The organism is Mycolicibacterium austroafricanum (assembly GCF_000612725.1).
Taxonomy (GTDB): domain Bacteria; phylum Actinomycetota; class Actinomycetes; order Mycobacteriales; family Mycobacteriaceae; genus Mycobacterium; species Mycobacterium austroafricanum.
Map to the genome: position 1 here is coordinate 386,769 of NZ_HG964452.1, position 24,644 is coordinate 411,412.

27 protein-coding genes are annotated in these 24,644 nt (G+C 68.3%); 14 read left to right on the forward strand and 13 right to left on the reverse strand.

Going from position 1 to position 24,644, the window contains the following annotated elements; translation table 11 throughout:
- Nucleotide 1: 1 nt before the first annotated feature.
- From BN976_RS12290 to BN976_RS12300, 3 genes are all read right to left on the reverse strand, one after another.
- Nucleotides 2-370: a hypothetical protein gene (locus BN976_RS12290; protein ID WP_011781893.1), complete on the reverse strand. Its 369-nt coding sequence runs from the start codon at nucleotides 368-370 to the stop codon at nucleotides 2-4.
- Between the two features lie 4 nt (nucleotides 371-374).
- On the reverse strand, nucleotides 375-632 hold the full coding sequence (locus BN976_RS12295; protein ID WP_036370990.1) for a DUF7218 family protein: 258 nt from the start codon (nucleotides 630-632) through the stop codon (nucleotides 375-377).
- 149 nt (nucleotides 633-781) lie between these two features.
- On the reverse strand, nucleotides 782-1,963 hold the full coding sequence (locus BN976_RS12300; RefSeq protein ID WP_036370994.1) for a zinc-dependent alcohol dehydrogenase: 1,182 nt from the start codon (nucleotides 1,961-1,963) through the stop codon (nucleotides 782-784).
- A gap of 155 nt (nucleotides 1,964-2,118) precedes the next feature.
- Here BN976_RS12300 and BN976_RS12305 point away from each other — a divergent pair, with 155 nt between their 5' ends.
- From BN976_RS12305 to BN976_RS12315, 3 genes are read left to right on the forward strand one after another with little or no spacing between them, the layout of a single operon-like run.
- A complete protein-coding gene (locus tag BN976_RS12305) occupies nucleotides 2,119-2,691 on the forward strand; it encodes a hemerythrin domain-containing protein (RefSeq protein WP_036370996.1) in 573 nt (190 codons plus the stop codon).
- A gap of 11 nt (nucleotides 2,692-2,702) precedes the next feature.
- On the forward strand, nucleotides 2,703-3,209 hold the full coding sequence (locus BN976_RS12310; protein WP_036371000.1) for a flavin reductase family protein: 507 nt from the start codon (nucleotides 2,703-2,705) through the stop codon (nucleotides 3,207-3,209).
- Entirely contained in the window at nucleotides 3,206-3,919 is a 714-nt protein-coding gene (locus BN976_RS12315; protein WP_036371003.1) for a pyrimidine reductase family protein, read from the forward strand. Before BN976_RS12310 ends, BN976_RS12315 begins: the two co-directional genes overlap by 4 nt.
- 7 nt (nucleotides 3,920-3,926) lie before the next feature.
- Here BN976_RS12315 and BN976_RS12320 read toward each other — a convergent pair whose 3' ends face one another.
- Complete coding sequence (locus BN976_RS12320; RefSeq protein ID WP_036371005.1) at nucleotides 3,927-4,781, reverse strand: SDR family oxidoreductase; 855 nt, start codon at nucleotides 4,779-4,781, stop codon at nucleotides 3,927-3,929.
- Nucleotides 4,782-4,814: 33 nt separating this feature from the next.
- The gene (locus tag BN976_RS12325; RefSeq protein WP_011781901.1) at nucleotides 4,815-5,330 is read right to left on the reverse strand and encodes a DUF6328 family protein; all 516 of its coding nucleotides are present in this window, start codon (nucleotides 5,328-5,330) and stop codon (nucleotides 4,815-4,817) included.
- Between the two features lie 117 nt (nucleotides 5,331-5,447).
- Here BN976_RS12325 and BN976_RS12330 point away from each other — a divergent pair, with 117 nt between their 5' ends.
- Both BN976_RS12330 and BN976_RS12335 read left to right on the forward strand, forming a co-directional pair.
- Entirely contained in the window at nucleotides 5,448-5,723 is a 276-nt protein-coding gene (locus BN976_RS12330) for a DUF4235 domain-containing protein (protein ID WP_036371409.1), read from the forward strand.
- A gap of 75 nt (nucleotides 5,724-5,798) precedes the next feature.
- Nucleotides 5,799-6,059: a hypothetical protein gene (locus BN976_RS12335; RefSeq protein ID WP_036371007.1), complete on the forward strand. Its 261-nt coding sequence runs from the start codon at nucleotides 5,799-5,801 to the stop codon at nucleotides 6,057-6,059.
- A 13-nt stretch (nucleotides 6,060-6,072) separates the two neighbouring features.
- Here the strand turns inward: BN976_RS12335 and BN976_RS12340 are convergent, their stop codons facing one another.
- A complete protein-coding gene (locus BN976_RS12340; RefSeq protein WP_011781904.1) occupies nucleotides 6,073-6,744 on the reverse strand; it encodes a type III PLP-dependent enzyme domain-containing protein in 672 nt (223 codons plus the stop codon).
- Nucleotides 6,745-7,063: 319 nt separating this feature from the next.
- On the opposite strand from BN976_RS12340, the gene BN976_RS34600 reads away from it, so the two are divergent.
- Genes BN976_RS34600 through BN976_RS12370 form a run of 6 tightly spaced genes read left to right on the forward strand, consistent with a single transcriptional unit; the run spans nucleotide 7,064 to nucleotide 15,109 of the window.
- Nucleotides 7,064-7,150 (forward strand): potassium-transporting ATPase subunit F, encoded by an 87-nt coding sequence (locus tag BN976_RS34600; RefSeq protein ID WP_086008453.1) that lies wholly within the window; start codon nucleotides 7,064-7,066, stop codon nucleotides 7,148-7,150.
- Nucleotides 7,150-8,820, forward strand: a complete 1,671-nt coding sequence (gene kdpA / locus BN976_RS12350; protein ID WP_036371009.1) for a potassium-transporting ATPase subunit KdpA — start codon at nucleotides 7,150-7,152, stop codon at nucleotides 8,818-8,820. The genes BN976_RS34600 and kdpA overlap by 1 nt, the downstream gene beginning before the upstream one ends.
- On the forward strand, nucleotides 8,820-10,964 hold the full coding sequence (gene kdpB / locus BN976_RS12355; protein WP_011781907.1) for a potassium-transporting ATPase subunit KdpB: 2,145 nt from the start codon (nucleotides 8,820-8,822) through the stop codon (nucleotides 10,962-10,964). Before kdpA ends, kdpB begins: the two co-directional genes overlap by 1 nt.
- Before the next feature lie 36 nt (nucleotides 10,965-11,000).
- Complete coding sequence (locus BN976_RS12360) at nucleotides 11,001-11,858, forward strand: potassium-transporting ATPase subunit C (RefSeq protein ID WP_036371011.1); 858 nt, start codon at nucleotides 11,001-11,003, stop codon at nucleotides 11,856-11,858.
- A 9-nt stretch (nucleotides 11,859-11,867) separates the two neighbouring features.
- Nucleotides 11,868-14,420 carry a DUF4118 domain-containing protein gene (locus BN976_RS12365; RefSeq protein ID WP_036371014.1) on the forward strand — a complete coding sequence of 851 codons (2,553 nt, stop codon included), beginning with the start codon at nucleotides 11,868-11,870 and terminating at the stop codon, nucleotides 14,418-14,420.
- Nucleotides 14,417-15,109: a response regulator gene (locus tag BN976_RS12370; protein ID WP_011781910.1), complete on the forward strand. Its 693-nt coding sequence runs from the start codon at nucleotides 14,417-14,419 to the stop codon at nucleotides 15,107-15,109. The genes BN976_RS12365 and BN976_RS12370 overlap by 4 nt, the downstream gene beginning before the upstream one ends.
- Before the next feature lie 249 nt (nucleotides 15,110-15,358).
- On the opposite strand, the gene BN976_RS12375 is transcribed toward BN976_RS12370, so the two are convergent.
- Complete coding sequence (locus BN976_RS12375; RefSeq protein WP_011781911.1) at nucleotides 15,359-16,261, reverse strand: alpha/beta fold hydrolase; 903 nt, start codon at nucleotides 16,259-16,261, stop codon at nucleotides 15,359-15,361.
- Nucleotides 16,262-16,298: 37 nt separating this feature from the next.
- Here BN976_RS12375 and BN976_RS12380 point away from each other — a divergent pair, with 37 nt between their 5' ends.
- Both BN976_RS12380 and BN976_RS12385 read left to right on the forward strand, forming a co-directional pair.
- Nucleotides 16,299-18,170 (forward strand): propionyl-CoA synthetase, encoded by a 1,872-nt coding sequence (locus BN976_RS12380; RefSeq protein WP_036371017.1) that lies wholly within the window; start codon nucleotides 16,299-16,301, stop codon nucleotides 18,168-18,170.
- Between the two features lie 84 nt (nucleotides 18,171-18,254).
- Nucleotides 18,255-18,596 carry a DUF4383 domain-containing protein gene (locus tag BN976_RS12385; protein ID WP_084182290.1) on the forward strand — a complete coding sequence of 114 codons (342 nt, stop codon included), beginning with the start codon at nucleotides 18,255-18,257 and terminating at the stop codon, nucleotides 18,594-18,596.
- A 121-nt stretch (nucleotides 18,597-18,717) separates the two neighbouring features.
- Here the strand turns inward: BN976_RS12385 and BN976_RS12390 are convergent, their stop codons facing one another.
- Nucleotides 18,718-20,124: an IS1380 family transposase gene (locus BN976_RS12390; RefSeq protein ID WP_036367445.1), complete on the reverse strand. Its 1,407-nt coding sequence runs from the start codon at nucleotides 20,122-20,124 to the stop codon at nucleotides 18,718-18,720.
- A 127-nt stretch (nucleotides 20,125-20,251) separates the two neighbouring features.
- Here BN976_RS12390 and BN976_RS12395 point away from each other — a divergent pair, with 127 nt between their 5' ends.
- Nucleotides 20,252-20,419 carry a DUF4383 domain-containing protein gene (locus BN976_RS12395; RefSeq protein WP_235622043.1) on the forward strand — a complete coding sequence of 56 codons (168 nt, stop codon included), beginning with the start codon at nucleotides 20,252-20,254 and terminating at the stop codon, nucleotides 20,417-20,419.
- A gap of 13 nt (nucleotides 20,420-20,432) precedes the next feature.
- Here the strand turns inward: BN976_RS12395 and BN976_RS12400 are convergent, their stop codons facing one another.
- The 5 genes from BN976_RS12400 to eno form a co-directional block, all read right to left on the reverse strand.
- Nucleotides 20,433-21,053 carry a hypothetical protein gene (locus BN976_RS12400; RefSeq protein ID WP_011781914.1) on the reverse strand — a complete coding sequence of 207 codons (621 nt, stop codon included), beginning with the start codon at nucleotides 21,051-21,053 and terminating at the stop codon, nucleotides 20,433-20,435.
- A gap of 102 nt (nucleotides 21,054-21,155) precedes the next feature.
- Nucleotides 21,156-22,103, reverse strand: coding sequence for a Ppx/GppA phosphatase family protein (locus BN976_RS12405; RefSeq protein ID WP_036371415.1), 948 nt, complete (start codon nucleotides 22,101-22,103; stop codon nucleotides 21,156-21,158).
- Nucleotides 22,100-22,591, reverse strand: a complete 492-nt coding sequence (locus BN976_RS12410) for a DUF501 domain-containing protein (protein ID WP_011781916.1) — start codon at nucleotides 22,589-22,591, stop codon at nucleotides 22,100-22,102. Before BN976_RS12410 ends, BN976_RS12405 begins: the two co-directional genes overlap by 4 nt.
- Nucleotides 22,584-23,348, reverse strand: coding sequence for an FtsB family cell division protein (locus tag BN976_RS12415; RefSeq protein ID WP_036371020.1), 765 nt, complete (start codon nucleotides 23,346-23,348; stop codon nucleotides 22,584-22,586). Before BN976_RS12415 ends, BN976_RS12410 begins: the two co-directional genes overlap by 8 nt.
- A 3-nt stretch (nucleotides 23,349-23,351) precedes the next feature.
- Nucleotides 23,352-24,641, reverse strand: coding sequence for a phosphopyruvate hydratase (eno, locus tag BN976_RS12420; RefSeq protein WP_011781918.1), 1,290 nt, complete (start codon nucleotides 24,639-24,641; stop codon nucleotides 23,352-23,354).
- Nucleotides 24,642-24,644: the final 3 nt, after the last annotated feature.

Sequence of the window (24,644 nt, forward strand, 5' to 3'; positions counted from 1 at the left end):
CCTAGTCCTTCTCCCACGGCGGCTCGTCACCCATCTTGGCGTAGTACTTCGCCAGGTGACTCTTCACGCGATCAATGTCGCTCGGCGGCAGATCGATTCCACCGCGCGAACCCTGCATGATCGCGCCGGCCGCCATCACCCCACGCGGCACGGCGCGCAGCTCACCGTCGATCACGTCGGCGATCAACAGCTTGTACGCGGTGAAGTTCGACTTCTTATCCTGGTCGTACCAGACGTGCGCGTCGCGGTACTTCGGGTTCGGATCGTCGGTGGCGTCGGCCCAGCGGCGCACGCGCTTCTCCGCGGCGCCGCCGTCCCACTCGCGGTCGCGATCGGCCAACGGCAGGTCCTGAAATGCGGTGACCGACATGACCTCAGTGGTTCCGCAGCTTGGAGATCAATTTGTCTTTGCTCAGGTGTGAATACCCGGAGATACCAAGCTCTTTGGCGCGACTCTTGAGATCGCCGACCGTCCAGTCGTCGTAGGACCCCGACTTACCGCCCTTGCGGCCGACGCTGGACTTGCCGCGCGCCGCAGCGGCGTTGGAGATGCGGGCCGCTTTCTCCTTCGAGTTTCCTTCGCGCCGAAGATCCTCGTACATCTTCTCGTTCTTGATCGATGTGTTCGGCATGAATCGACCTCCTACGTCATCAATGTGTATGTCTGAGGTTTCCCCGGCCATCACCCGACAAAACCCAGCTACCTCCTACAGCCCAGCGCATCGGCGTGGCTGTTTCCAAGAGGTACCCGCCCGCACGCAGCCCACACCGTCGCACCAGGTCAGGGCCGCAGGATGACCTTCACCGCACCGTCCTGCTTCTGTTGGAAGATCTTGTAGGCGTGCGGAGCCTCCTCCATCGGCAGAACGTGGGTGGCGAAGGTGTCGACGCCCAGCGGGTCCGAGTCGGTCAGCAGCGGCATGATGTCGTCGACCCACTTCTTGACGTTCGCCTGCCCCATCCGCACCTGGATCTGCTTGTCGAACAGCGTCAGCATCGGCATCGGGTCCGCCATGCCGCCGTACACGCCGATCAGCGACAGCGTGCCTCCGCGCCGCACGCAGTCGATCGCGGTGTACAACGCGTCCAGGCGGTCCAGCCCGGCTTTCTGCATCATCGGTTTGGCGACGGCGTCGGGCAGCAGCGCCGTGGCCTGCTGGGCGATCTTGGCCACCGGCGACCCGTGCGCCTCCATGCCGACGGCGTCGATCACCGAGTCGCTGCCACGCCCGCCGGTGAGGCGGCGCACCTCGTCGCCGACGGACCCGTCGACGATCGACGCGTCGATCGTGTGGATGCCGCGCGCGATGGCCCGGTCCAGCCGCTCGGGCACCAGATCCACCGCGAACACCTGGTAGCCGAGGTGCTGGGCGATCCGGGCGGCCATGTCCCCGATCGGGCCGAGGCCGAGGACCGTGACCGTGCCGCCGTCGGGCACGTCGGCGGAGGCCACCGCCTGCCACGCGGTGGGTAACACATCGGACAGATACACGAACCGCGAATCCGGCGGGCCGTCAGGGACTTTGATGTGGGTGAACTGTGCCTGCGGCACCCGTAGGTACTCGGCCTGCCCACCGGGCACCGAGCCGTAGAGCTCCGAATAGCCGAACAGCGCCGCCCCCATCCCCTGGTCGCGGACCTGGGTGGTCTCGCACTGGGTGTAGAGCTTGCGGTCGCACATGAAGCAATGTCCGCAGGAGATCTGGAACGGGATCACCACCCGGTCCCCCACTGCCAGATTCGACACCGCGCTACCGACCTCGCGGACCACCCCCATCGGCTCGTGTCCGAGGATGTCGCCCTCGTTCATGAACGCGCCCAGCACCTCGTAGAGGTGGAGGTCGGAGCCGCAGATGTTCGTCGACGTCACTTCGATGACCGCGTCGGTGGGCTCTTCGATTTTCGGATCGGGGACGGAGTCGACTCGTACGTCGCGCCGTCCATGCCAGGTGACTGCCCTCATGGGCCGCTCACTACCCAGTGTCGGTGGATTCAAACGCCGCGGTGGTGCTACGTCGTGTTTCCGGGCGGGTGGTTCCGGGTATCGAAATCGCTGGCGCTCCGCGAAGACGCGAGCCCGCACCCAGCCCAAAGATCTACTGCAGCACGGAGGTTCACGTGAGCACACCGACCATCGGATCCGCTCGGGACGTCGTCGACTACCTCAAGACGCAACACGAGACCATCAAGGCACTGTTCATCGAGACGCTGGACGCCGCCGACGCGTCCACCCGCCAGGAGGCGTTCACCCGGCTGCGGACCATGCTCGCGGTCCACGAGACCGCCGAAGAGATGGTGGTTCACCCGCGGGTGCGCCGCAAGGTCGAGGGCGGTGAGCAGATCGCCGACGACCGGCTCGTCGAAGAGCACGACGCCAAGGTGCTGCTGCGCGACATCGAGAAGCTGCCCATCGACAGCGCCGAGTTCAGCAAGGCGCTGATCCATCTGCAGGCGGCGGTGCTCGAGCACGCCCGACACGAGGAAGAGCTCGAGTTCACGGCGCTGGAGGCCGCGGTCGGCGACGACGAGCTGGCCAAGCTCGCCGACGCCGTCGAGATCGCCGAGCGGATCGCGCCGACCCATCCGCACCCCGGGGTCGAATCCGCGGCGGCCAACTTCGCCGCGGGCCCCTTCGCATCGGTGTTGGACCGCGCCCGCGACGCACTCGGGGCAGTGTTCGCCAAACGGTGATCCAACCGGCTATGGACGAGCACAACGACGGCGGCGCCGAAGCGTTCGAGAAGCTGACCTCGCTTCTCGACTACCCGATGTTCGTCGTCACGACCGCGGCAGGGGACCATCGGTCCGGCTGCCTCGTCGGCTTCACATCGCAGACCAGCATCCACCCGGCCAGGTTCCTGGTCGGTCTGTCCCGCAAGAACCACACCTTCGGGGTGGCCGCAGACGCCGACCATCTGGCCCTGCACCTGTTGCCCCGTACCGAATTGGACCTGGCCCGGTTATTCGGCGAGAAGACCGGGGACACCGCGGACAAGTTCACGCAGTGCGCGTGGCACCCGGGGCCGCACGGGATGCCGATCCTCGACGCGGCGGCAGGGTGGTTCGTCGGGCGGGTGCTGCGCCGCTTCGACGTGGGCGACCACGTCGGCCACCTCCTCGAGCCGGTCGCGGGCAGCGCCCCCGAGAACCTCGGCGACCTGATCACGTTCTCCGACGTCCGCGACCTTGAGCCCGGCCACGAGGCATGACCACGGTGCGGAGGCTGGCCGAGGGTGCGGCCGTCGAAGACCACGGCTACCGGCCCGCGCCGGCGGGGCTGCGGGCGAACATGATCTTCAGCGCGGACGGGGCCGCGGGCTTCGCCGGCCGGGCCGGGCCGCTGTCGTGCCCGGCGGACCACACGCTGCTGCTCGCGCTGCGCGCCTACGCGGACGTGGTGCTCGTCGGCGCGGGCACCGCACGCGCCGAGAACTACGGCCCGGTGCGGCTGCGCGCAGAACATCTCGCCCAGCGCCGCGAATTGGGACTGGGTGAGCAGCCGCCCGCGATCGCGGTGGTGTCCCGGTCGGGCCGGCTGCCCGAGAGCATGTTCGGCTCCGTCCCGCCGATCCTGGTCACCAGCGCCCGCGGGCGGCAGCCCCGGCCGCCCGGCGTCGAAAAGTCCTGTGAGGTCATGGTTTGCGGCGACGAGCAGGTCGACCTCGCCGAGGCTGTCCGCCGGCTGCGGGCGCAGGGCAGTCACCGGATCCTGTGCGAAGGAGGTCCCACGCTGCTCAACGAGCTGGTGGAAGCCGACCTCGTCGACGAGCTGTGCGTGACCCTGGCGCCGCGGCTGGCGGGCAGCCAGCCCCTCGGCGTGGGCCGACCGGCGCGCCTCACCAGCCCGCCGGGTCTGCGGCTGGCGCACCTCCTGGCCGGCGCCGACGACTACGTCTACCTCAAGTACGTGCGCCCCTGAGAGCAGCTCAGCCGGGCAGAGTTTCGCCGCCGATCGGGGCGAGCACCTCTCCGCTGTAGTACGACGACATCCGCGACGCCGCGAAGAACACATAGGAGGGCGCGATCTCATCCGGTTGCGCGGCACGGCCCATCGGCACGTGCTCGCCGAACGACGCCGTCTTCTCCGCGTCCATGGTGGCGGGAATCAGCGGAGTCCAGACCGGACCGGGCGCCACACAGTTGACGCGGATGTTGCGGTCGGCCAGCGACTGGGCCAGCGAGTAGGTCAGCGCGATGACCGCACCCTTGGTCGCCGAATAGTCGATGAGGGTCTTGTTGCCCCGTAGTCCGTTGATGGAGCCGGTGTTGATGATCGCCGACCCGTCGGGCAGATGCTGCAGCGCGGCCTTGGTCACGTGGAAGAAGCTGTCGATGTTGACCGCGAACGTGCGCCGCCACTGCTTGTCGCTGATCTCGGCGAGGTCGGACACCGGCGACTGAAACGCCACGTTGTTGACCACGATGTCCAGTCCGCCAAGCTGTTTGACCGTCTCCGCCACGACACCGCGGCAGTGCGACGGATCCGCCAGGTCGCCCGGCAGCTGAATGCCGCGTTGCCCGGCGGCCTCGATCAGCGACACCGTGTGTGCAGCGTCGGCCTGCTCCTCCAGGTACGCGATCGCGACGTCGGCGCCCTCCTTGGCGAACGCGATCGCGACCGCCCGACCGATCCCGGAGTCTCCCCCGGTGATCAGCGCACGCTTACCCGAGAGCAGCCCGGTGCCGGTGTAGTCACGCATCTCGTCGCGCGGCTGTGGTGTCATGTCCGCGGTCTGGCCGGGGTACGGGATCACCCCTTCGGGTGTCACATCATCGCTCACGGCGCACGCGTACCCGAGCGGGCCGGGCCGAAACTACGGTGTCGGGGGTTTCGGTGCGCCGTCGCGCATGGACAGGGGCAGCACCAACCAGAACATCATGAACAGGATCAGGGCGCAGCCACCCGCGACGAGCGCCGGAAACAGGCCCGCCACGGCGTCGAAGATGATGACGGTCATCCCCGTCACGGCGACTGCGAGCAGCACCAACCCGGCGTAGGCGCACCGATGGGCGGCCCGCACCAGCGCATCGAGGCGGTGGCGACGAAACAGCAGCCGGTGCATGCCCACGGGGGCGACCAGCAGAGCGGTCGAGGCCACTGCGGCAGACACCGTCGCCAGGTAGACCATCTGCATCGAGTCGTCGAGGATGTCGAAGCGCTGCTGGAACGGCAGCGTCAGCAGAAAGCCGGTCAACAGCTGTACACCGGTCTGCACGACGCGAAGCTCCTGCAGCAGGCTGGCCCAGTTGCGATCCAGCCGCTCGGTCGCGGTCTCGTTGCGCCGACGGGTATCCCGACTCGCGTCGTCTGCCCCGCCATCCTCGTCCACCGGCCGATCCTCCCACCCGCGATGCCGCCGTGCACCGGGTTTGACCAGCGTCCGCCTGGGTAGACGACCAGCAAGCCTCGCTGCGCCGCAAACATATTGGAGCGACTTGGAGTGATGATGAGCAGACTCGCACGATCGCTGTACACGCCGCTGTCGGTGGCCACCGGAGTGGGCGGCGGCCTGCTGGCCGGGGCGATCTTCGGCCAGATCTGGAAGCGGATCGGCGAGAACGACGCCGAGCCGCCCGATCCGAAGGACCTCAGCCACTCCACCGCGACGGTGATGACGGCGGCCGCGATCCAGGGCCTGATCGTCGGCATCGTGCGGGCGACCGTCCAACGCGCAGGAGCCCACGGATATCGGGCCGTCACCCATGAGACGCCGCCGGCGTAACCTCGCCGCCGAGTTCAAAGGCGTTTCACAGTCATAGGTGAGCGGCTTCTCAGCCAACGGCCGCACCGTGGTGGCATGGCAGGCATCATCGACTATCCGCAGGCAACGGACCACGCCGCGCGTGAAACGCGGCTGACGTGGCTGACCGCCGTGTTCGCAGTCGTCGCGAGTTTCGCCATGCTGCTGTCCGCGACGCCGGGAACGGTGTCGCCGGTGGCGTACTGGACGGTGACGTCGATAGCCCTTGCGACGGTGCTGATCGTGTTCGTCGCCGGGGAATGCGCGTGGGACCGCATGGTGGACCGAGCTCGCGCCGCCGGGGTGGTCGGACGCTGATCACCCGGTCGTGTCACGGCCTCAGCGGGGCCAACATCACCGCAGGCCGTGGCATGCGCCACCGCGCACAACCTTCGTCGAGCGCGTCGTCGACCGCTGAAGCGATCGCCCGCAACTCCCCCGTCCGGCCGCCCAGCCATCTCGAGGCTGCCCCGCCGGCCAGGCTGATCCGGGTCGGGTTCGACCCGCAGCTGCGCAACAGCGCCACCCGGCACAGCACGCGTTCCGTCGCTGCACCCCACTCCGCCGCACCCGCGGAATCATCGATGTCGCAATGTATTCCGACAACGTCGAGGCGGTGCTCGCCGAGCACCGCGGGGCCCCGGTCGTCCAGGTAGACGTGCTTCGTCGGCTGCGGGCATTCGGTCAGAACGTCGATGTGCCGGTCGGTCGACGCGACGAACCGCACGACGCCGAGCGCCGCCGCGCGGCGGATCGTGTCGCTCACCCGGTCGCAGCGCAGCACCACGTGAATGGGACGTATACCGGCGGCCCGAGCCAGATCCAATTCCTCCCCGCCGCAGACAGCCACCGCGACGCCTTGCGCGCGCACGCATGCGGCCACGGCAGGATCACCCAACGCGGCGGCCGGCAGTCCGCATCCAGCGATCGACAGGATGCGTCGCACGGAATTCATGGAGGCGGGCAGTAGATGCCTGGCCGGGGGAACGTCCACGAGCGTCATGAATTCGGTGTACTCGCGCAGCCTGGGAGCCGTCCGTGATCCTTACGGATCCTTCACGGGAGGTTCCCAGACTTTGACGCCGTCCTGACGCCCCGCATGGAGTCCGTAAAAAGCGTTGGCGGGACCGTCAAGAAACCGTCAACGCGCAGGTCACTCCCCGTTGCCCGGCCGTACGTTGGCCTGCGCACACCGCCATCGGGGCGGGTGCGTAAACGAGCGCAGGAGAACTGACAACCGTGACCTCCGTGGTGATCTACATCGTGCTGACGGTGGCGATCTTCGCCGTCCTCGGCGTCGTCCAGAAGTGGGTGGAGAGTCTGTGACCCAGAACCTGATCGGCCTCGCCCTCGCGGCCCTGATCGCGGTGTTCCTCTTTGCGGCCCTGCTCTTCCCTGAGAGGTTCTGATGAGTACCGGACCTGCGGGGATCCTGTTCCTCGCCTCGCTTGTGATTGCGCTGGTCGCGGTGCACGTGCCGCTCGGCGACTACATGTACCGCGTGTACAACACGGCGAAGGACTCACGCGCCGAAAATGTCGTGTACCGACTGATCGGCGCCGATCCGAAGGCCGAACAGACCTGGGGGGCGTACGCCCGCAGCGTGCTGGCCTTCTCGGCCGTGAGCCTGCTGTTCCTGTTCATCCTCCAACTCGTGCAGGGCCGGTTGCCGTTGGCGCTGACCGACCCGGGTACGCCGATGACGCCGGCGCTGGCGTGGAACACCGCGGTCAGCTTCGTGACCAACACGAACTGGCAGGCCTACTCAGGCGAGTCCACTCACGGCCATCTGGTCCAGATGGCCGGCCTGGCCGTGCAGAACTTCGTCTCCGCCGCGGTCGGGATGGCGGTGGCGATCGCGCTGGTGCGCGGCTTCGCCAGGAAACGCACCGGCGAGCTGGGCAATTTCTGGGTCGACCTGGTCCGCGGCACCATCCGCATTCTGCTGCCCATCTCCGTCATCGCCGCGATTCTGCTGATCACTGGCGGCGCGATCCAGAACTTCCACAACTACGACCAGGTCGTCAACACCCTCGCCGGCGCGCAACAGACCATCCCCGGTGGCCCGGTCGCCAGCCAGGAAGCCATCAAAGATCTCGGCACCAACGGCGGCGGCTTCTACAACGTCAACTCTGCCCATCCGTTCGAGAATCCGACGACCTGGACGAACTGGATCGAGATCTTCCTGCTGCTGGTAATCGCTTTCTCGCTGCCGCGCACCTTCGGCCGCATGGTCGGCAACAAGAAGCAGGGCTACGCGATCGTCGGGGTGCAGGCGGTGCTTGCCGTCATCAGCTGGAGCGCGACGCTGTTCTTCCAGTTGCAGGCACACGGCACGGTCCCGACCGCAGTCGGAGCGGCGATGGAAGGTGTCGAGCAGCGTTTCGGCGTGGCCAACTCGGCGGTTTTCGCGGCCTCGACGACGCTGACGTCCACGGGGTCGGTGGACTCGTTCCACGACTCCTACACCAGCCTGGGGGGCCTGGTTCTGTTGTTCAACATGCAGCTGGGCGAGGTGGCACCGGGCGGTGTCGGCGCGGGCCTGTACGGAATCCTGATCCTCGCCGTGATCACGGTGTTCGTCGCCGGCCTGATGGTCGGGCGCACTCCGGAGTACCTCGGCAAGAAGATCACGCCCCGTGAGATCAAGCTGGCCGCAACCTATTTCCTGGTCACCCCGTTGATTGTGCTGACCGGAACCGCGGTGGCCATGGCGATGCCCGGTCAGCGTGCCGGCATGCTCAACACAGGGCCGCACGGACTGTCGGAGGTGTTGTACGCCTTCACGTCAGCGGCCAACAACAACGGGTCGGCATTCGCCGGAATCACCGTCAACACCGAGTGGTACAACACGGCCCTCGGGTTGGCCATGGTGTTCGGACGTTTCCTGCCGATCATTCTCGCGCTCGCCCTGGCGGGTTCGCTTGCCCAGCAGGGCAAGACGCCACCCTCCATCGGCACATTGCCCACCCACCGACCTCAGTTCGTCGGCATGGTCGCCGGCGTGACGCTGATCCTGGTCGCCCTGACCTTCCTGCCCATGCTCGCGCTCGGGCCTCTCGCTGAAGGAATCCACTGATGTCCGTCACCACCGCCGGGGCCGCCGCGCGAAAGCACGCGGAACCCAAGTCGTCCAACAAGATCCAAGGTGGTCTGCTCGACCCCAACATGCTGTGGAAGTCGCTGCCCAGCGCGTTGCGCAAGCTCGACCCACGCACGATGTGGCGCAACCCCGTGATGTTCATCGTCGAGATCGGCGCGGTATGGAGCACCATCCTCGCCTTCCTCGAACCGTCGTGGTTCGCCTGGCTGATCGTCGTGTGGCTGTGGCTCACGGTGCTTTTCGCCAACCTGGCCGAGGCAGTCGCCGAGGGACGCGGCAAGGCTCAGGCCGAGAGCCTGCGCAAGACCAAGACCGCGACGCCGGCGCGCCGGCTCACCGGTTGGGCCCCGGGCACCCCCGGACGGGAGGAGGCCGTCGCCGCTGCGCTGCTGCAGCCGGGCGACATCGTCGTGGTGGAGGCCGGCCAGGTGATCCCCGGCGACGGAGACGTCGTCGAAGGCATTGCCTCGGTGGACGAATCGGCCATCACCGGTGAATCGGCGCCCGTCATCCGGGAATCAGGCGGTGACCGTTCGGCGGTCACCGGCGGTACCACGGTGCTGTCGGACCGCATCGTCGTCAAGATCACCCAGAAGCCCGGCGAGAGTTTCATCGACCGGATGATCGCCCTCGTCGAGGGCGCCAACCGGCAGAAGACGCCCAACGAGATCGCCCTGAACATCCTGCTGGCCTCGTTGACGATCATCTTCGTGTTCGCCGTGACGACGCTGCAGCCGCTGGCCATCTACTCCAAGATGAACAACCCGGGCGTCCCGGACAGCCTGGCGCTCAACGGAAACGGCATCACCGGCATCGTCATGGTCTCACTGCTGGTGTGCCTCATCCCGACCACCATCGGCGCGCTGCTGAGCGCCATCGGCATCGCCGGGATGGACCGGCTCGTGCAGCGCAACGTGCTCGCCATGTCCGGTCGCGCCGTGGAAGCCGCCGGGGACGTCAACACGCTGTTGCTCGACAAGACCGGCACCATCACCCTCGGCAACCGGCAAGCCTCGGAGTTCGTCCCGCTCACCGGTGTGACACCGGAGGCGCTCGCCGATGCCGCGCAGCTGTCCAGCCTCGCCGACGAGACACCGGAGGGCCGCTCGATCGTCGTGTTCGCCAAACAGGAGTACGGGCTGCGTGCCCGCACGCCCGGTGAGCTTGCGCATGCGGCCTGGATCGAGTTCTCCGCCACCACCAGGATGTCGGGCGTCGATGTCGACGGGCACCGGTTGCGCAAGGGCGCGACGAGCGCCGTCGCCGAGTGGGTCCGCTCCGAGGGCGGAACCGTGCCAACGGAACTCGGCGACATCGTCGACGGCATCTCGGCCGCCGGCGGGACACCGCTGGCAGTCGGCGAAGTTCGCGAGGGTAAGGCCGCGGTGCTCGGCGTCATCCACCTCAAGGACGTCGTCAAGCAGGGCATGCGGGAACGCTTCGACGAGATGCGCCGCATGGGCATCCGCACCGTGATGATCACCGGAGACAATCCCATGACCGCCAAGGCCATCGCCGACGAGGCCGGTGTCGACGACTTCCTCGCCGAAGCCACGCCGGAAGACAAGATGGCGCTGATCAAGAAGGAACAGGCCGGTGGCCGGCTCGTCGCGATGACCGGTGACGGCACCAACGACGCGCCCGCGCTGGCTCAGGCAGACGTCGGTGTGGCGATGAACAGCGGCACGTCGGCGGCCAAAGAGGCCGGCAACATGGTCGATCTCGACTCGGACCCGACCAAGTTGATCGAGATCGTCGAGATCGGCAAGCAGTTGCTCATCACCCGCGGGGCACTGACGACGTTCTCGATCGCCAACGACATCGCCAAGTACTTCGCGATCATCCCGGCGTTGTTCGTGGGCCTGTTCCCCGGTCTGGATCTGCTCAACGTCATGCGGCTGCACAGCCCGCAGTCGGCGATCCTGTCCGCGGTCATCTTCAACGCCGTGGTGATCATCGCCCTGATCCCGTTGTCACTGCGTGGTGTTCGCTACACCCCGAGCAGCGCCTCGAAGCTACTCAGCCGCAACCTCTACATCTTCGGCCTCGGCGGCATCATCGCCCCGTTCGTCGGGATCAAGGCCATCGACCTGATCATCCAACTCTTCCCGGGAATGTGAGCATGAAGTTCTCCACCGCGCACGCAAGGAGCAAAAATGACTAGAGTCGTCCGCCAGCATTGGGCGGCGCTTCGCGCGCTGCTGTTCTTCACGGTCGTGCTCGGATTGGCCTACCCGCTGCTGATCTGGCTGATCGCCCAGGCGCCGTTCCTGTCCGACAAGGCCGACGGCTCGGTCGTCGAAGTCGACGGGACCCCGGTGGGCAGCAGCCTGATCGGGCAGCTGTACACCGACGCCGACGGCAACCCGCTGCCGCAGTACTTCCAGGGCCGCCCCTCGGCGGCCGGAGACGGCTACGACCCCCTGGCCACCAGCGCGAGCAACCTGGGACCGGAGAGCATCGTCGATCAACCCGACAAGCCGAGCCTGCTCACGCTGGTGTGCTCGCGCAGCGTGGCGATCGGCGAACTCGACGGCGTCGACGGCACCCGGCCCTACTGCACCGGTGACGGTGTCGGGGCGGTGCTGTCGGTGATCGGGCCGCGCGACGCCGGCGGCAACGTCGTACACCCCACCAAGGTCGTCAGCGTCAACGAGCCCTGCGCGACCACGCCGACGCCGTTCGTGGACACCTACGAAGGCGTGCGGGTGGAATGCGCCGCCACGGGAGAGGACTACCGCCTCGGCCAGCTCGTACCCTTACGTGGTTCTGCTTCCGCTGTGCCCGCCGTGCCCGCCGACGCCGTCACCGCCAGCGGCAGCGGATTGGACCCCCACATCTCACCGGCCTACGCAGACCTGCAGGTGGATCGGGTCGCCCGGGCCCGCGGGATGAACCCCGACGAGGTGCGCGCGCTGGTCGCCGAGCACACCGAGGGACGCACACTCGGCTTCCTGGGTGAGCCGCGGGTGAACGTGCTGGAGCTCAACCTGGCGCTGGATCGTCAGGGATGAGTCCCCGCGGTGGATGATGAGTCTGTGGCGGCATCACCTCACAAGCCGAAACGCGGGGAGCTGCGCATCTACCTGGGCGCAGCACCCGGCGTCGGCAAGACGTACGCGATGCTCGGCGAGGCGCACCGGCGTCTCGAGCGGGGCACCGACGTGGTCGCCGCCGTCGTCGAGACCCACGGCCGCAAGAAGACCGCCGAACTGTTCGAAGGCATCGAGATAGTCCCGCCGAAGCTCATCGCGTACCGGGGCAGCGACTTCGCCGAGCTCGACGTCGAGGCGGTGCTGCGACGCAACCCGCAGGTGGTGCTCGTCGACGAACTCGCCCACACCAACACCCCGGGAAGCAAGAACACCAAGCGCTGGCAGGACATCGAGGAACTACTCGACGCCGGAATCACGGTGATCACCACCGTCAACGTCCAGCACCTGGAAAGCCTCAACGACGTCGTCACCCAGATCACCGGGATCGAACAGCAGGAGAAGGTCCCCGACGAGGTGGTACGTGCCGCCGATCAGGTCGAGCTCGTCGACATCACCCCGGAAGCGTTGCGGCGCAGGCTTGCTCACGGGAATGTGTACGCCCCTGAGCGGGTCGACGCGGCGCTGTCGAACTACTTCCGCCGGGGCAACCTCACCGCCCTGCGCGAGCTGGCGTTGCTGTGGCTGGCCGACCAGGTCGACTCGGCGCTGGAGAAGTACCGGGCCGACAACAAAATCACCGACACCTGGGAGGCCCGCGAACGCGTGGTCGTCGCGGTGACCGGCGGCCCGGAGTCGGAAACCCTGGTGCGCAGGGCATCCCGCATCGCATCGAAGTCCAGCGCCGAGCTGATGGTTGTGCACGTGGTGCAAGGTGACGGGCTGTCCGGAGTCTCGGGTCCCCAGATGGGGAAAGTTCGAGAACTCGCCGCCAGTATCGGCGCCACCCTGCACACCGTGGTCGGCGACGGCGCCGGAGGAGTACCTGCCGCCCTCCTCGATTTCGCTCGGGAGATGAACGCCACCCAGCTGGTGCTCGGCACCTCTCGCCGCTCCCGGTGGGCGCGGATCTTCGACGAGGGCATCGGGGCCACCGTCGTGCAGAAGTCGGGTCGGATCGACGTGCACATGGTGACCCACGAGCAGGCGGGCGGAGAGTCACTCTGGGCGAGAGTGTCTCCGCGGCAACGTCACGCCGTCTCGTGGCTGGCCGCACTCGCGGTACCGGGCGCCATCTGCGCGGCCACCGTCCTGCTGCTCGACCGGTTCCTCGGCATCGGCGGGGAGAGCGCGATGTTCTTCATCGGTGTGCTCGTCGTCGCCCTCCTCGGCGGCGTTGCGCCTGCGGCGCTTTCGGCGGTGCTGTCGGGCGTGCTGCTCAACTTCTTCCTCGTCGAACCGCGGCACACCTTCACCATCTCCGAACCCGACAGCGCGATCACGATCGTGGTGCTGCTCGTCGTGGCCGTCGCGGTCGCCGCGCTCGTCGACGGCGCCGCCAATCGGACGCGCGAATCCCGACGCGCAGCGCGGGAGGCCGAACTGCTGGCCCTGTTCGCCGGAGCGGTGCTGCGCGGCGCCGATCTGAACACGCTGCTGGAGCGGGTGCGCGAGGCCTACTCGCAGCAGTCGGTGACGCTGGTTCGCGGCGAGGCCCACGGCGGCGGCGTGGTCGGCTGCGCCGGATCCGAGCCGTGCGTGACCGTGGAGACCGCCGACACCGCGATCGAAGTGGGCTCCAAGGACGATCCTGAGGAGTTCTGGCTGCTGCTCGCGGGACGACGCCTCGACGCCCGGGACCGCAGAGTTCTCGGCGCGGTCGCCAACCAGGCCGCCGGGTTGGCCAGGCAGCGCGAACTTGCGGAGGAAGCCGGCAGAGCGGAAGCGATCGCGCGAGCGGACGAACTGCGCCGCTCACTGCTGTCGGCGGTCAGCCACGATCTCCGCACGCCGTTGGCGGCGGCCAAGGCCGCGGTGTCGAGCCTGCGCAGCGAGGATGTCGGCTTCTCACCGGAGGACACCGCCGAACTGCTTGCGACCGTCGAGGAGTCCATCGATCAGTTGTCGGGCCTGGTCGGCAACCTGTTGGACTCCTCCCGGCTGGCCGCGGGCGTGGTGCGGCCCGAGCTGCAACCGGTGTACCTGGAGGAGGCGGTGCCCCGGGCACTACTCGGAATAAGCCGCGGCAGCACCGGATTACGCGCCGGTCTGGACCGGGTGAAGGTCGAGGTGGGCGACACGGTGGTGATGGCCGACAGCGGGCTGCTGGAGCGGGTGCTGGCCAACGTCATCGACAACGCGTTGCGCTATGCCCCCGACGGCCCGGTCCGTGTGACGGCCGGGCGCGTCGCCGATCGCGTGCTGATCGCGGTCGCCGACGAGGGGCCGGGAGTCGCCCGCGGCGCCGAGACGGAGCTGTTCGCGCCGTTCCAGCGCCTCGGCGATCAGGACACCAGTAGCGGTGTCGGCCTTGGACTTTCGGTGGCCAGGGGTTTCGTCGAGGCGATGGGCGGCACGATCTCGGCCACCGACACCCCCGGCGGCGGGATGACCGTCGAGATCGACCTGGCGGCACCGAGGTGACCTCCGTCAAGACGAGAGTGCTCGTCATCGACGACGAGCCACAGATCCTGCGCGCGTTGCGGATCAACCTGTCGGTGCGCGGATACGAGGTGCACACCGCGGCCAGCGGAGCCGAGGCGCTCAGGATGGCCGCCGATCACAAACCGGACGTGGTCGTCCTCGATCTCGGCCTGCCCGACATGACCGGCATCGAGGTGCTCGCCGGCCTGCGCGGTTGGCTCTCGGCGCCGGTGATCGTGCTGTCCGCCCGCAGCGACTCCGCGGACAAAGTCGAGGCACTGGACGCCGGCGCCGACGACTACGTCACCAAACCCTTTGGCATGGACGAATTCCTGGCCCGGCTGCGCGCCGCGGTGCGGCGTGGCGCCACCGCGGCGGAGACCGACGAGCCGGTGATCGAGACGTCGTCGTTCACCGTCGACCTGGCCGCCAAGAAGGTCACCAAGGGCGGTGTCGAGGTGCATCTGACCCCGACCGAGTGGGGCATGTTGGAAATGCTGGTCCGGCACCGCGGCAAGCTGGTCGGGCGCGAAGAGTTGCTCAAGGAGGTGTGGGGGCCGGCCTACGCCAAGGAGACCCACTATCTGCGGGTGTATCTGGCGCAGCTGCGTCGCAAGCTCGAAGACGACCCGTCGCATCCGGTGCACCTGCTCACCGAGGCGGGCATGGGCTACCGCTTCCAGCAGTAGCCGGCCCGGGCACTGCTTTCCGTCAGGATGAGGGCCTGTTGCGTTGGGATTGCGTCAAGACGCTGGCCGTCGGCGGCCGCCGCGCGTGGAATGAAGACATGACAGCTGAAATCGGCCGCCGCTGATGACCGACCTCGTCCCGGCGTTGCTGATCATCCTGATCCCCGCAGTGGTCATGCTGGTATGCCGCCACTTCAACACCAGACCGGACGTCGACTCACCCGAGGCCGGTGACGGCTGATCTCTGCGCTACCTGGCCGGGAACTCCTCGGCCAGGGCGATCAGCTTGGCGCGCACCAGTTCCGGCTGCTCGTCGAGGATGAAGTGGCCGCCGTCGACGACGTCGATCGTGTAATCGTCGGCGCGGGCGGTCTCCGCGGCCGCCAGGCTCGGGTGGATCGCGGCGTCATCCCTGCCGAACAGGGCGCGGGTCGGCACCTTTGACCGGCGCCGCTCACCGTTGCGTATCGCCGCCGGCGCCTCGCGGAGCAGGAACGTCCGGTAGGTGTCGCGCGCGGTCCGGGCGACGACGGGATCGCGGAACCGCTCGCTGTAGACGCGCACGGTCTGCGGGTCCAGCTTCGGCGCCGCGAGCTTGTACGCACGCTTGAGGAAGGACGTGTGCCGCTGCAGCGGCACCCCGGCGAACGCCACCAGCGGCTGGTACTGCAGGAAGCGCCACAGATGCGGCGCCATCACCTTCGGCGGAACCCACGGATGGGCGATGTTGAGCGCCAGGTAGCCGTCGATCCGCTCGGGCACCCGCATGGCGAGCAGGTGCCCGATGTAGCCGCCCCAGTCATGCCCGATCAGCAGCACCCGGTCCAGGCCCATGGCGTCCATCAGCGCCACCAGGTCGCTGACCACGTCCTCCTTGGCCCACTTGTGCGGAGCCGGCCCCGACCATCCGTAGCCGGGCAGATCGGGGGCGATGATGCGCAGCCCCGGCTCAGGCAGCCGGCTGCTCGCGCCGGCGCTCGTCGGCGGGTCGGCCAGCAGCGACCGGTACACCCAGTGGTGCTGGGGCCAGCCGTGCAGCGCCAGCACCGGCCTGCCGTCCTCGGGTCCGGCCTCGGTCACGTGAAAATTGACACCTCGGGCAGTGACGAAGTGCCTGCGCACCCCGTCAATCGGCGGGGGTTGGTCTGTCATGGTCAAAAGAGTAATCGGGAGGTACTACGGTGCTCCTATGCCCGGGTACCGCGACCTCTTCGACTCCAGCATCACCGACCCCGTCGCCTTCTGGGGCGCCGCCGCCGACGCCGTGACCTGGACCCGACCGCCCGGGCGGATCCTCGACGACAGCAACCCGCCGTTCTACCGGTGGTTCCCCGACGCCGAGCTGAACACCTGCGCCAACGCGCTGGACCGCCACGTCGACGCCGGGCGCGGCGACCAGCCCGCCCTCGTCTACGACTCGGCCGTGACCGACACCAAACGCACCTACACCTACGCCGAACTGCTCGAGGCGACCGCCCGCTTCGCCGGTGCGCTGCGCAAGCTCGGCGTCGGCAAGGGCGACCGTGTGGTGATCTACATGCCGATGATTCCCGAGGCGGTCATCGCGATGCTGGCCTGCGCGCGCCTGGGCGCCGTGCACTCGGTGGTGTTCGGCGGCTTCGCTCCGCACGAGCTCGCCGTCCGCATCGACGACGTCCGGCCCACGGTGATCGTGTCGGCGTCGTGCGGCATCGAACCCGGCCGGGTCGTGGAGTACAAGCCGATGCTCGATGCCGCGGTCGGCATGGTCGAGCATCCCCCGCGGCATTGCGTAGTGGTGCAGCGGGATCGGCATCGCTGCGACCTCGTCGAAGGTCGCGACCTGGAGTGGGCCGACGTGATGGCAGGGGCCGAGCCCGTCGACCCGGTTCCCGTCGCGGCCACCGACCCGCTGTACGTGCTGTACACCTCGGGCACCACCGGCAAGCCCAAAGGCATCGTCCGCGACAACGGCGGGCATGCGGTCGCGCTGTTGTGGAGCATGCGCCACATCTACGACATCGAACCCGGCGACGTCTTCTGGGCCGCCTCCGACGTGGGTTGGGTGGTCGGCCACTCCTACATCGTGTACGCGCCGCTGCTGCTCGGCGCCACCACGGTGCTCTACGAAGGCAAACCGGTCGGCACCCCCGACCCCGGTGCGTTCTGGCGGGTCGCCTCCGAGCACGGCGTGAAGGCACTGTTCACCGCGCCGACGGCGATCCGCGCGATCCGCAAGGAGGACCCGGAGGGCAAGTATGTCGGCGACTACGACCTGTCCGGACTGAAGTACCTGTTCCTGGCCGGCGAACGTCTCGACCCAGACACCTACCACTGGGCGTCGGAGAAACTCGGCATCCCCGTCATCGACCACTGGTGGCAGACCGAGACCGGCTGGGCGATCGCGGCCAATCCGATGGGGACAGAAGCACTTCCACTCAAAGCGGGCTCCCCCACGGTACCGATGCCGGGTTACGACGTCCGCATCCTGCACGACCACGGCCACGAGTGCGAGACGGGCCAGGAAGGTGCGATCTGCATCCGGCTGCCCCTGCCGCCCGGAACGCTGCCCACGCTGTGGAACGCCGACGACCGCTATCAGGCGTCGTATCTGACCGAGCACCCCGGCTACTACCTGACCGGAGACGGCGGCCGGTTCGACGAGGACGGCTACCTGTTCGTGATGGGCCGCATCGACGACGTCATCAACGTGGCCGGCCACCGGTTGTCGACCGGGGCGATCGAAGAGGTGCTGGCCACCCATCCGGCGGTGGCCGAGTGCGCGGTCATCGGGGTGGCCGACGAGATCAAGGGGCAGGCCCCGCGCGGCCTGGTCGTCGTCAAGGCCGGAGCGTCGACCGACGGTCTCGCCGACGAGCTGGTCAAGCTGGTGCGCGACGAGATCGGCGCCGTGGCCTCGTTCAAGCTCGTCGACGTCGTCCCGGCGCTGCCGAAGACCCGGTCGGGCAAGATCCTGCGCAAGACGATGCGTGGAATCGCCGCGGGCCGCGACGAACCGATCCCGTCGACCATCGAGGACCCCGCCGTCCTCGACGCGCTCAGCCCCATCCTGCGCGGCTGACGCCGGCCGCCCGATGTTACGGGCAGTCCAGGATGGGTACCTCCCCAACAGGCACGTCAATAAGTGTTCGGGAGGAGGCGGGTCATGTCGGCGGCCCCCAAATATATGGCGGTACAAGGCGCGGCGATGATCGTGGCGGCCGCACTCGCGGTCATCGGAGTGCTCGGTTTCATCCCCGGTGTGACCTCGGGCCTGGACCAGCTCACCTGGTTCGGGCAGCATTCCGGCGCCCGACTCTTCGGCGTCTTCGCGGTGTCGGCGGTCCTGAACATCACCCACCTGGTGGTGGGCGCCGCCGGCTTCTTCTTCGCCCGGTCCTACGCCGGCGCGCGGGCCTACCTGCTGGTCGGAGGCCTGCTCTATCTGGGGCTGTGGCTCTACCCTCGATTTTGCATCGAGTTGATGACGGGTCCGCTCGGTCACTGAATTGTGTTGCTGGGTGGTCGTTGTCGGGTGGCGGGCGTGGTGGGGTGTCCCGTGTCGCCGGGTGGGGCGGGCTTTCCCAGGGCCTGGTCTTTCGTGGTCGGTGGGTCGAGTGATTTGCTGGTTATCCGAAAGCGGTGCGTAGGTGTTGCCAGGCGGTCGCGATCGCTGATGCCCATCGCCAGGTGGCGTCGATACGGAGGCGAACCTGGCGGGCGCTGCGAGTGATACGGGCAGCGACGTGCAGGATCCGGTAGCGGAAGGTGGCGATCTCGGCGCGGGCCAGTGCGGGGTGGTCACCGAAGCCGATCAGCCGGGCCCAGGTGACCAGATCGGCGGCGGCCAGCACGATTTCCAGCCAGGCGGCGTTGGCCCAAAACGACTGGCAGGGCAGGTTGCGTAGCCCGGTGGCTTTCAGTTCGCGGATGCGGTCTTCGACGCGGGCGTGCTGGCGGTGCCGCAGCTCCAATCCGGCGACCTGACCGGCAATGACGCCGGGTTCGGTGTCGGTGATGAATGCGGTGACCCGCATCCCGTCGGCATCGGTGAACCGCAGCTGCGCACCCGGGTGGGGCCTCTCTTTGCGCAGGATCAGCCGGGTGCCAGCGGGCCAGTTGCTCAGGTTGACCAGGCCGGTGGCTTCGGCGACCCAGGCGCCGTCACGGATGCCGCCGTCGGTGTCGATCGCCGGATACCAGGCTTGGCCGAGGTTGAGGGTGTCGACCGCGTCCTGGACCCGCGCATCGACGGGGTATCCGAAGGAAAATCCCACCCCGGCGGTGCGGCAGGCGTCGGCGAACTTGTGGGTGGCTCCAGCGGTATCGCAGCGCACCAGCACCCGGCAGGCATCCGAATCTGGTGGACTACCTGGGCGGGGCCGCCATCGCGGCGGCAGCGAGGCCAGCGCGTGGTGCAAGACGATGATGTGGTCGCTGGCGGTGTTGGAGCCGGCGTTACCGGTGCGCAGCAGCCCGGCCAGCGCTTCCCCACCGGCGATCTCGGGACGATCCAGAAACGCCAGCAACGGATGGTGACCATAGGTTTTCTTCCAGGTCGGGGTGGCGCCGGTCTTGTTGTCGGAGTGATCGATGACCAGGGTGGCATCGAGGTCGATGTGCAGCCAGCCCTCACCAGTGGGGGCGGCTCCAGCCGCCCATGCTGCGGCCCGTGCGCCGGCTCGTGCAGCCCGCACCCCGGGCAGGTGGGCGGCGTCGATGCGCTCATCGATCAACCGCCACATCGTGGTTGTCGAGGCCTTCGCGCCGAACACATGTTCACGGTCCCCACACAACTGGCCGACCGCATCGATGCAATCGGCCCCGTCGGCGACCGCTGCGGCCAGATCGGCGAACACCTCACCGGGTGCGTACACCCACGGGCCCCGGTAGGTGTCAGCCAGCACGGCGGTGACCTGCGACGATAACCCCGTCAGATCGGCAAGCTCACGAAGCAAGCCCATCCCGGCATGCGACACCACGCCCTGCCCATCGGCGGACACTTTCACCCGCGCTGCGGCCACGATATTCTTCACCTGCGAGGTGCCTTCCCGTAGGAACGATTGAACCGTAGAGAAGTCCAATTATTCCTTGCAGGACAGGCACTTTCGCGTATCTACACCCCGAAAATCACAACACTTCACGAAAAATCCGGGCTACGGGGTGCTCGTCGAATTCGGCAGCGACGCACACGTCATCCCGCTCAACGCCGCGTCCAACTGGCTGCACGTGGGCCTGGGCGCGGTGATGACGCTGCTGGCCGTCACCCTGGCCGGGCAGCACGACCCGACGAAGCGACGCGCGCGCATCCGCCGCCCCGCGACGCGTTAGCCTCTCCGGCGGCTCAGACCAGTTCAGGCACCCTCAGGTGGGCGATCGCCAACTCGAAATCGCATTCCTCCAACATCTGGGCGCCCGCCTGCTCGACGGTCGCATCCCTTAGCCGGTCCAGCTGAGGCCGGTGGTGCTGTAACGCCTCGGCGCTGTCGTACGCCGTCGAGATCACCGCTGCGCCCGTCGCTCGATTCACCAACAGGCTTGTGCTGCAATGCCCTTCGAGTTCCTCCAGAGCGGGCAGCACCGAGTGCTTGAAGAGGTCGATGCCGGACTCGACATGGCTCGGGTCGACCTTCACCCAGCTGACCCGCACACAGGCTCCCTCGGCGCTCTCGTGATGGCGGTGCATCACCGCGATCTCCCAGTCGGCGACGTCCACGGTGCCGCCGAGAATCTGCGCAGCCCGGTCACGTACCTCCACCACCAGCGGTGCGCTGGCCCGCATCGCGTCCTCGGTCTGCCATGCGCTGGCGGCGATGCACCGGCCCGACTCCCGGTCGGCGAGCAGCGAAAACCCGACGAAGCCGTGCATCCGCTGCAACTCGGGCATCACGGACCCGCGCATGTTGGCGATACCGTCATCGATGGACGACGGCCGCCCCCAGACGGTCGTTGTTCGTGCGTACACAATCTGCCTCCTTCCGATGAGGCAGCGTCGTGACGGCGCTGCCGTCGGGCCTGATTGTCCTCCGCCGACGCACCGGCGGCAATGGTCGAACCGACGCCGGGTTCAGATGATCGACAGCGCGATGCCGTCGAGGATGTCGTGCTCGCTGACCACCAGCTCGGTGATGCCCGCCCGCTCCCCCAGCACCGCCGCCAACTCCTGCACGATCAGCGCACCGCCACCGATGACGTCGACACGGCCCTCGTGCATCGGGCCGAGGACGGCGCGCTGCTGACGCGTCATGGCCAGCAGATCGGCGCACACCGGCAGCAGGTCGTCGAAGGGGATCCGGGACAGATGGATGGCGTCGGCGTCGTAGGTGGTCAGTTTGCGCGCCAGCGCGGCCAGGGTCGTCATCGTGCCGGCCACCCCCACCCAGGTGTGCGCCCGCTCGACCGGCACCGCCGCAAGGACGTCGGCCAGCGCCTCGCGCACCACCGCCCTCGCCGCGGCGATCTCGTCGCCGGTGGGCGGGTCCGAACGCAGGCAGCGTTCCGTCAACCGCACGCATCCGATGTCGGCCGAATACCCGGCCACCACGGCCCGGACGTCCCGGTCCGAGCCCAGCACCACCTCGGTCGAACCACCGCCGAGGTCGACGACGACGAAAGGCGCTGCCGCGGCGTCCAGTTCGCCCACGGCGCCGCGGAAGGACAGCTCGGCTTCCTCGGTTCCGGTGATCACCTCGGCGACCGCGCCGGGTACCACGGTGCCGAGCACCTCCGACGTCATCGCGAAGAACTCGTCGCGGTTGGCCACATCCCGTGCCGCCGACGTGGCGACCATCCGGACGGCGTCCACGCCGTGGCGGCGCATCACCTCCGCGTAGCCGGTGAGGGCGGCCCGGGTGCGCGCCAGTGCGTCCGGCGCGAACTCCCCTGTCGCATCGACCCCCTGCCCCAGCCTCACGATCCGCATCTCACGGTGCACGTCGTGCAGCCCGTCACCGGCGGCATCGGCGACCAGGAGGCGGATCGAGTTGGTTCCGCAGTCCACCGCCGCGACCCTCATGTCCACACCTTCGGATCCAGAATGCCTGCCATGCCGGGCTCTTCGGCGAGCACCGCCAGCGCCTCGTCACCGAACGGGTTCACCCCGGGCCCCTTGGCCAGCGAATGGGCGATCACCACATGCAGGCACTTCACCCGGTCCGGCATGCCGCCTCCGGTGAACGTGGTGCCGAGGGGCTCGATGGCATCGCGTTCGGCCAGATACGTTTCGTGCGCCCGGCGATACGCGGCGGCCAACTCGGGATCCTCGGCCAGACGTTCGGTCATGTCCCGCATCATCCCCGACGATTCCAGCCGGCTCGCCGCCGCGGTGAGCGCGGGATGGGTCAGGTAGAACAATGTCGGAAACGGGGTTCCGTCAGGCAGTTTCGGAGCGGTCTTCACCACGCCGGGTTCTCCGTTGGGGCAGCGGTAGGCGATCTCGAGTACACCGCGCGGCTCCCGGCCCAACTGCCGGGCGACCGCCTCGAGGTCCGTAGGGTCAACCACCGGACGGGGGCGCACCGGGTGCGACGGGTTCGGGCGCGCCGGGAACGCCGGGTGGCGCGGGCGGCGCGGGCGGCGCCATCGGCGAAACCCCATGCGGCGCATCGGCAATGGTGTGCCACAACGACGTGTACCACGGGTCGTTGGTCTTGGCCTCGGCCAGCTCGTCGGGCGGCGCCGCGGGCTGGGCCGCCCCCGGCGGGAGCTGCACCTGATACGGAATCTCCCCGGGCATGACGAAGCCGAGCCGTTCCCTGGCCTGTGCCGCGATGAACACCGGGTCGGCGAGCTTGGCCTTCTGCTGTTCCAGCTCCGAGATCTGCTCCCGCAGTTGGGCTTCGCTGGCCTGGAGTTGCTTCATCTCGGTGCGCTGCGCGAAGTAGGTTCGCACCGGCCCGGCGATCGTCAGCGTCAGCACGCAGATGACCGCAGCCAGGATCGCCGCCCGCCGCGCGGCCGAGCCGAACCGCTGTTCTGCGGCCTGCTCGGCCGACGCGATGATCGACTGCCTGATGGAGTCGGCTCCGGGTTCGTCACCGGTGTCGTCGACAAAGCCGGGATCGGCTGCAGCGCCGGTGAGTTCCTTGGGCGATCGCGGGTCGGCGCTTCGCGTTTCGCGACGCGCCGCACCGCGCGGCTTCCCCCGTGCGGCGTCGCCGGATTTACCCGGCTTGCCCGGCCGGGACGCCGGAGCTTTCCTGCTCCGGGCGTCACCTGCGGAAGACCGCCGCCGAGGGTCGGGCCGATTCGCTTCTGGCACGGGCTATTTGGTCTCCACACTGAACCGGGGGAAGGCCAGGTCACCGGCGTAGCGGGCGGCGTCACCCAGTTCCTCCTCGATGCGCAGCAGCTGGTTGTATTTCGCCACGCGCTCGCTGCGGGCAGGGGCACCGGTCTTGATCTGCCCGCTGCCCACCGCGACCGCGAGGTCGGCGATCGTGGTGTCCTCGGTCTCGCCGCTGCGGTGGCTCATCATCGTCTTGTAGCCGGCATTGTGGGCCAGCGACACGGCGTCGAGCGTCTCGGTCAGCGTGCCGATCTGGTTCACCTTCACCAGCAGTGCGTTGGCGGCGCCCCGTTCGATGCCGTCCTCGAGCCGCTCGGGATTGGTGACGAACAGGTCGTCACCGACCAGCTGCACCTTGTCGCCGATCGCGGCGGTCAGCGCCACCCAGCCGTCCCAGTCGTCCTCGGACAGCGGATCCTCGATCGACACCAGCGGGTAGGCCTCGAGCAGTTGCGCGTAGAACGCCGCCATCTGCTCGGCGGTGCGGGTCTCCTTCTCGAACGCGTAACCGGTGCCCTCGGTGTAGAACTCGGTCGCGGCCACGTCGAGCGCCAGCGCCACGTCGCTGCCCACCTTGAGGCCGGCGGCCTCGATCGCCGTGCCGATCAGGTCGAGCGCGGCCCTGGTGCCCGGCAGGTCGGGCGCGAAACCGCCCTCGTCGCCCAGGCCGGTGGCCAGCCCCTGCTTCTTGAGCACCGACTTCAGCGAGTGGTACACCTCGGCGCCCCATCGCAGCGCCTCCTTGAAGCTCGGGGCGCCGATCGGGGCGATCATGAACTCCTGCACGTCGACGCCGGTGTCGGCGTGCGCGCCGCCGTTGATGATGTTCATCATCGGCACCGGCAGGATGTGCGCGTTCGGCCCGCCGACATAGCGGAACAGCGGCAGCTCGGCGGACTGTGCGGCGGCCTTGGCCACCGCGAGGGACACGCCCAGGATCGCGTTGGCGCCCAGCCGGGACTTGTCGGGGGTGCCGTCCAGGTCGACCAGCGCCTGGTCGACGAGGCGCTGCTCGTCGGCGCCCAGACCGATCACCGCAGGCGCGATCTCGTCGAGCACGGCCTCGACCGCCTTCTCGACGCCTTTGCCCAGGTACCGGGACCCACCGTCACGAAGCTCGACCGCCTCGTGCTCGCCCGTGGACGCGCCCGAGGGCACCGCGGCACGCGACACTGTCCCGTCCAGCAGGCCCACCTCGACCTCGACTGTCGGATTTCCCCGGGAATCGAGGATCTCGCGGGCTCCGACCTGCTCGATGATGGGCACTTT

Coding starts and splice junctions, on each gene's coding strand:
- BN976_RS12290 (WP_011781893.1), bottom strand. CDS start 370: ATGTCGGTCACCGCATTTCAGGACCTGCCGTTGGCCGATCGCGACCGC.
- BN976_RS12295 (WP_036370990.1), bottom strand. CDS start 632: ATGCCGAACACATCGATCAAGAACGAGAAGATGTACGAGGATCTTCGG.
- BN976_RS12300 (WP_036370994.1), bottom strand. CDS start 1,963: ATGAGGGCAGTCACCTGGCATGGACGGCGCGACGTACGAGTCGACTCC.
- BN976_RS12310 (WP_036371000.1), top strand. CDS start 2,703: ATGGACGAGCACAACGACGGCGGCGCCGAAGCGTTCGAGAAGCTGACC.
- BN976_RS12315 (WP_036371003.1), top strand. CDS start 3,206: ATGACCACGGTGCGGAGGCTGGCCGAGGGTGCGGCCGTCGAAGACCAC.
- BN976_RS12330 (WP_036371409.1), top strand. CDS start 5,448: ATGAGCAGACTCGCACGATCGCTGTACACGCCGCTGTCGGTGGCCACC.
- BN976_RS12335 (WP_036371007.1), top strand. CDS start 5,799: ATGGCAGGCATCATCGACTATCCGCAGGCAACGGACCACGCCGCGCGT.
- BN976_RS12340 (WP_011781904.1), bottom strand. CDS start 6,744: ATGACGCTCGTGGACGTTCCCCCGGCCAGGCATCTACTGCCCGCCTCC.
- kdpA (WP_036371009.1), top strand. CDS start 7,150: ATGAGTACCGGACCTGCGGGGATCCTGTTCCTCGCCTCGCTTGTGATT.
- kdpB (WP_011781907.1), top strand. CDS start 8,820: ATGTCCGTCACCACCGCCGGGGCCGCCGCGCGAAAGCACGCGGAACCC.
- BN976_RS12360 (WP_036371011.1), top strand. CDS start 11,001: ATGACTAGAGTCGTCCGCCAGCATTGGGCGGCGCTTCGCGCGCTGCTG.
- BN976_RS12375 (WP_011781911.1), bottom strand. CDS start 16,261: ATGACAGACCAACCCCCGCCGATTGACGGGGTGCGCAGGCACTTCGTC.
- BN976_RS12380 (WP_036371017.1), top strand. CDS start 16,299: ATGCCCGGGTACCGCGACCTCTTCGACTCCAGCATCACCGACCCCGTC.
- BN976_RS12385 (WP_084182290.1), top strand. CDS start 18,255: ATGTCGGCGGCCCCCAAATATATGGCGGTACAAGGCGCGGCGATGATC.
- BN976_RS12405 (WP_036371415.1), bottom strand. CDS start 22,103: ATGAGGGTCGCGGCGGTGGACTGCGGAACCAACTCGATCCGCCTCCTG.